Genomic DNA, 5,314 nt, shown 5'->3' on the forward strand with positions numbered 1-5,314 from the left:
CGGCTCGCTCGTCGGAGGGGCGGGGGGCGCGGGCGACAGCACGGCGATCGCACCCGCTGCGCCGGCCGAGGACGCCGGGGGCGGCATGGATTCGGGTGTGGCGCTGGACGCGCGCGATGGGGGGCCGGAGGTCGCCGAGCAGGGAGCCCTCGGCCAGAACGCAGGGGCCGAGTCCGCGGCCGACCGCGACATCATCACGACCGCGTCGGCGACCGTGTCGGTGGACGACGTCGAGGCCGCTGCTCGCGCAATCGGCAACTCGGCGGTCGCCCACGGAGGCTACGTCGAGTCGATGAGCGTCGGCACCGATGGCAGGGTGCATCCCGTCGATCCCATGAGCGGCGCAGTGACCGACTCGACGATGCCGTACCCCTCGCCGCCCGACGGCGCGTGGGTCACGGTGCGAGTCCCCGCCGACCGGCTGCCGGCGGTCGTCGACGAGCTCGCCGACACCGGCGAGGTCACCGCCACGTCCATCGACCGTCACGACGTGACGGAGCAGACCGTCGACCTCGAGGCGCGCATCGAGGCCGCGCAGGCGTCGGTCGATCGCCTCACCGACCTGATGGCGCAGGCGCAGAGCGTCGCGGACCTCATCGCGGCGGAGTCGGCCCTGTCGGAGCGGCAGGCGATGCTGGAGTCCTACCAGCAGCAGCTCGAGATGCTCGAGAGCCAGGTGACGATGTCGACCCTGACCGTCACGATCGTCCCCGAGGTCGAGACGGTGGAGGCGGATCCCGCCGGCTTCGCCGACGGACTCGTCGCGGGATGGAACGGCCTGGTGGCGACCCTCAACGGCATCGTGGTCGCCCTCGGCTTTCTGGTTCCCTGGCTCATCGTCGTAGGCATCGCCGCGCTCATCGCGTGGGGAATCGTGCGGCTGGTGCGCAGCCGTCGCGCACGGCGAACGGATGCCGAGGCCCGGGCGGCCGGGACCGCACGCCCGGAGGCACCGGGCGACACCCCAGCGGCGCCTGGAGGAGGCATGGGGACCGGCCACGTCGAGCGGACGTGAGTGCCGGGCCGCGCGTCGCCGATACTGTGGAGCGGTGACGCGCACGAGATTCCCGCAGTCGGTCTACCGGATGGGCGACGAGCCCGACGCGCGGTTCAGCCTCGCCAACGAGCGGACCTTCCTCGCGTGGAACCGCACCGCACTCGCGCTCATCGCCGGCGGCGTCGCCCTCGAGGCGCTCGGCCTCGACCTGCAGCCGGGGCTGCGGCTCACGGCAGCCCTCATCCTCATCGCGGCGGGTCTGGTGGTCCCGCTGCTCGCGTGGCTCGAGTGGGGACGCACCGAGCGCGCGCTGCGTTCGGGCTCGCCGCTGCCGGGATCCGCCACGAGCATCGCGCTGGCCGCCACCATCGTGCTGGTCGGGGCGCTGGTGCTGCTGGGCGTCGTGCTGCGATGAGCGGGCGAGCCCTGTTCGACCCGGGGCTGCAGCCCGAACGCACCGAGCTCGCATGGCGCCGCACGGCCCTTGCGATCGGGGTGGGATCGCTCATCGCGCTGCGCGTGCTCCCCGCCATCGCGCCCACGCCGGACCTGAGCGGGGTGTGGCTCGCGCCGGGGCTCATCGGGGTCGCGTTCGCGGTGCTGCTGTGGGTGCGGGCCCGAGCCCGGCACGTGCGCGTCAATCGCGCGCTGCTCGACGACCGCGCCGAACGGATGCCGGGCGCTGGACTCCTCCTGGTGCTCACCGCGTTCGTCGTCGGCTGCGGAGTGCTGTCCGCCGTCGTGGTGCTGCTGCCTTTCGCGCTCCCCTCCTGACAGCACGGCGAAGCGCCCCGCTCGATCCCGAGCGGGGCGCTTCGTCGGTCTGTGACCCCAGCGGGATTCGAACCCGCGTTACCGCCGTGAGAGGGCGGCGTACTAGGCCGCTATACGATGGGGCCCTACAGCGATCACAGTGTGATGCTGCGCCTGCTGCCTGAAGTGGTGACCCCAGCGGGATTCGAACCCGCGTTACCGCCGTGAGAGGGCGGCGTACTAGGCCGCTATACGATGGGGCCGTTCAGGCAACCGTTCGATTATGCCATGTGGCGGGTGGTCGATCCAAATCGAGGACGCTCCCCCGGCGACGTTGCCGCAGGCCGCTGTGCGCGCTTGACTCGAGACATGCGAGTCACCAAGTTCGAGCACGCCACTCTCACGCTCATCAACGCCGGCAGGACGCTGGTGATCGATCCCGGGTCGTTCACCGCTCCACTCGGCGACCTCGGCGACGTCGTGGCGATCGTGCTCACGCACGAGCATCCCGACCACTGGACGGCGGACCACCTGGATCGCATCCTCGGCGCGTTTCCCGGCACGCCCATCTTCGGCCCCGAGGGGGTGGCCAAGGCCGCGGCAGGCTACGACGTCACCGTGGTCCACCCCGGCGACACCGTCGACATCGAGCCGTTCCACCTCGAGTTCTTCGGCGGCCGGCACGCCGTCATCCACGACACCATCCCGGTCATCGACAACGTCGGTGTGCTCGTCGACGACGAGTTCTACTACCCGGGCGACTCGTACGCGGTCCCCGCGGGCCGCCGGGTGTCATTGCTCGCGGCGCCGGTCGGCGCGCCGTGGCTGAAGATCGGCGAGGCCATGGACTTCGTACTGGCCGTCGCACCGCGCCGCGCGTTCGGAACCCACGACATGACGCTCTCGGTGGTCGGGCGCGACATGGGCCGCGCGCGCCTGCGGTGGGCGACCGAGCAGGGCGGCGGCGAGTTCCTCGCGCTCGACCCCGGCGACTCGACCGACACATGACGCGACCTGCCCTTGTGAAGCAGACGACGGATGCCGCGGCGGCTTCGACCCCCGGCATCCGTCGTCTCGTCGTGATCTCTGCTGCTACTCGGCGTCGAGGTCCGTCTCGAGCAGCGCGACGAGCTCGTCGAGCGCCTGCTCGGCTCCGTCGCCCTCTGCCTTGAGCGTGACGACCGTGCCCTGCGATGCGCCCAGGCCCATCAGCGACAGGATGCTGCCGGCGTTGAGATCGGGGCCGCCGTCCACCGCGATGGTGACCGGGACGGACTTCGACTGCACCGCCTGCACGAACAGCTTCGCGGGGCGGGCGTGCAGCCCGGAGCTGCTGGCGATGGTGGCCTGACGTTGTGCCATCTTCTTCTCTCTCCTTCTCGGGGCGCAGAATCTGCGGGGTCGATCTCACGCCGCCACGGCGACGGCGGCCTCCGCCTGCTCGAGCTCCTTGCGGCCGATCCACTGCTTCAGGGCGACGACGGCGAGCGCCGACACGACGGTACCCGCCACGAGCGCTACGAGGAAGCCCCAGATCGGCTCGATCGCGAAGAGCACGAAGATGCCGCCGTGCGGCGCGAGGGATTCCACACCGAACACCATGATGAGCGCACCGGTGACCGCGCCGCCGACCATCGAGGCGGGGATGACGCGAAGTGGGTCGGCGGCGGCGAACGGGATCGCGCCTTCGCTGATGAACGACGCGCCCAGCAGCCACGCCGCCTTGCCGTTCTCGCGCTCCACCGGCGGGAAGAGGTGGCGCGCGATCACCGTCGAGGCGAGCGCCATCGCCAGCGGCGGGACCATGCCCGACGCCATGACGGCCGCCATGATGAGGTACGGCGTGGGGTTCTCCGCCGAGCCGGCGGCGAGGCCGGCGACGGCGAAGGCGTAGGCGACCTTGTTGACCGGTCCGCCGAGGTCGAAGCACATCATGAGTCCGAGGATGACTCCGACCACCACGATGGCGCCGGTCGCCGCGAGGTCGGTGAGCCAGGCGTTCAGACCCTCCATGAGCGCGGCGATCGGGCGACCGAGGAACAGGATCATCAGGCCCGACGCCACGATGGATGCCAGGAGCGGGATGATCACGACGGGCATGAGACCACGGAGCCATCGCGGCGCCGGGAACCGGCCGATCCACCACGCCACCGTGCCCGCGAGCAGACCGCCGATGATGCCGCCGATGAAGCCCGCGTTCATGAGCACCGCCACGGCTCCCGCGACGAACCCGGGGGCGATGCCGGGCCTGTCGGCGATGGCGAAGGCGATGTAGCCGGCGAGCGCAGAGACGAGGAAGCCCATGGACGTCGCGCCGATCACGAAGGCGACGGAGCCGAGGTACTGCATGAGACCGCCCGCGGGCAGGTCCCACAGGGCGTTCTCGATGATGACACCGAACGCCTGGTCGTCGGCGTTCACGTCGACGCCGCCGAGGAGGAAGCCGAGCGCGATCAGCAGCCCGCCGCCGGCGACGAACGGGATCATGTAGCTGACGCCGGTGAGGAGGATCCGCTGGATCCGCGCAGCCCACGACAGCGTCTCGGTGGACGTCGCGGCGACAGCGGCGGCGTCTCCGCTGACGCGGGTGGCCGAAGGATCTGTGGCAGCGGCGACGGCTTCGGCCACGAGCCGGTCCGGCTGCTCGATCCCCCGCTTCACGCCCGAGCGCACGACGGGCTTGCCCGCGAACCGCTGGGGCTCGCGGACGTCGACGTCGGTGGCGAAGATCACCGCGTCGGCGTTGTGGATGACCTCGCTCGGAAGCGCCTGGTAGCCGCTCGAGCCCTGCGGCTCGACAGCGACGTCGACGCCCGCCTTCTTGCCTGCAGCCGTCAGCGCGTCGGCAGCCATGAAGGTGTGCGCGATCCCCGTCGCGCACGCGGTCACGGCCACGATTCGGGCGGGGCGGCCGTCGACCGTGAGCATGCCTCCCGCCGCCACTGCCGGAGGAGTGGATGCCTCGGAGGCAGGGGCTGCGGCCGGCGCATCCGCTTCGCCGATCGCGGCGGACACGATCGACACGACGTCGTCGTCGGTGGCCGCGGCCCGCAAACCCGCCGTGAAGTCCTCCTGCATGAGGCTGCGCGCGAGCTTGGACAGAACGGCGAGGTGCGCCTCGGCGGCGTCGGCCGGCGCCGCGATCAGGAAGACGAGGTCGGCCGGGCCGTCGGACGCACCGAAGTCGACGCCGGGGCTGAGCCGTGCGAATGCGAGGGAAGGCGTCGTGACCGCCTCGCTCTTGGCGTGCGGGATCGCGATGCCGCCGGGCAGGCCGGTCTCATCCTTCTCCTCGCGCGCCCACGCATCCGCGTACAGCGCCTCGGCGTCGGTCGCTCGCCCGTGAGCGACGACGCGCTCGGCGAGCGCTCGGATGACGGCGGACTTGTCGTCGCCCAGACGGGCGTCGAGGCTGACCAGGCCGGTTGTGATGGTGTCGGACACGGTGACCTCCTGCGGTCGGGATGGAACGGGAATCAGATCAGGCGGGCGACCGGGACGTCGCCGGCCGGAAGGTCGGCGGGAGCCGGCGGCTGGGTGCCGGGGAGGGATGCCGCCGCCGCG

The 5,314-nt window shown here is 71.6% G+C and carries 6 protein-coding genes and 2 tRNA genes; 4 read left to right on the top strand and 4 right to left on the bottom strand.

Going from position 1 to position 5,314, the window contains the following annotated elements; all coding sequences use genetic code 11:
• The 3 genes from EIO58_RS12015 to EIO58_RS12025 form a co-directional block, all read left to right on the top strand.
• Positions 1-1,015, top strand: a 1,015-nt coding sequence (locus tag EIO58_RS12015; protein WP_164861666.1) for a DUF4349 domain-containing protein, incomplete at its 5' end; no start/stop codon positions are given.
• A gap of 70 nt (positions 1,016-1,085) precedes the next feature.
• On the top strand, positions 1,086-1,412 hold the full coding sequence (locus EIO58_RS12020; protein ID WP_127819750.1) for a YidH family protein: 327 nt from the start codon (positions 1,086-1,088) through the stop codon (positions 1,410-1,412).
• Positions 1,409-1,771, top strand: a complete 363-nt coding sequence (locus tag EIO58_RS12025; protein WP_127819746.1) for a DUF202 domain-containing protein — start codon at positions 1,409-1,411, stop codon at positions 1,769-1,771. Before EIO58_RS12020 ends, EIO58_RS12025 begins: the two co-directional genes overlap by 4 nt.
• A gap of 52 nt (positions 1,772-1,823) precedes the next feature.
• Here EIO58_RS12025 and EIO58_RS12030 read toward each other — a convergent pair.
• Positions 1,824-1,896 (bottom strand) — tRNA-Glu (locus EIO58_RS12030).
• Positions 1,897-1,937: 41 nt separating this feature from the next.
• A tRNA-Glu gene (locus EIO58_RS12035) sits at positions 1,938-2,013 on the bottom strand.
• A 106-nt stretch (positions 2,014-2,119) separates the two neighbouring features.
• On the opposite strand from EIO58_RS12035, the gene EIO58_RS12040 reads away from it, so the two are divergent.
• Positions 2,120-2,758 carry an MBL fold metallo-hydrolase gene (locus EIO58_RS12040; RefSeq protein ID WP_127819747.1) on the top strand — a complete coding sequence of 213 codons (639 nt, stop codon included), beginning with the start codon at positions 2,120-2,122 and terminating at the stop codon, positions 2,756-2,758.
• 84 nt (positions 2,759-2,842) lie between these two features.
• Here the strand turns inward: EIO58_RS12040 and EIO58_RS12045 are convergent, their stop codons facing one another.
• Both EIO58_RS12045 and EIO58_RS12050 read right to left on the bottom strand, forming a co-directional pair.
• Entirely contained in the window at positions 2,843-3,112 is a 270-nt protein-coding gene (locus EIO58_RS12045) for an HPr family phosphocarrier protein (protein ID WP_127819748.1), read from the bottom strand.
• 45 nt (positions 3,113-3,157) lie between these two features.
• Entirely contained in the window at positions 3,158-5,194 is a 2,037-nt protein-coding gene (locus EIO58_RS12050) for a PTS fructose transporter subunit IIABC (RefSeq protein ID WP_127819749.1), read from the bottom strand.
• Between the last annotated feature and the right edge of the window lie 120 nt (positions 5,195-5,314).

The sequence above is a fragment of the Microbacterium sp. CPCC 204701 genome (assembly GCF_004010105.1).
Classification (GTDB): Bacteria; Actinomycetota; Actinomycetes; order Actinomycetales; family Microbacteriaceae; genus Microbacterium.

Excerpts from the sequence above, each read along its gene's own strand:
- EIO58_RS12020 (WP_127819750.1), top strand. The coding sequence starts at position 1,086 with ATGGGCGACGAGCCCGACGCGCGGTTCAGCCTCGCCAACGAGCGGACC.
- EIO58_RS12025 (WP_127819746.1), top strand. The coding sequence starts at position 1,409 with ATGAGCGGGCGAGCCCTGTTCGACCCGGGGCTGCAGCCCGAACGCACC.
- EIO58_RS12040 (WP_127819747.1), top strand. The coding sequence starts at position 2,120 with ATGCGAGTCACCAAGTTCGAGCACGCCACTCTCACGCTCATCAACGCC.
- EIO58_RS12045 (WP_127819748.1), bottom strand. The coding sequence starts at position 3,112 with ATGGCACAACGTCAGGCCACCATCGCCAGCAGCTCCGGGCTGCACGCC.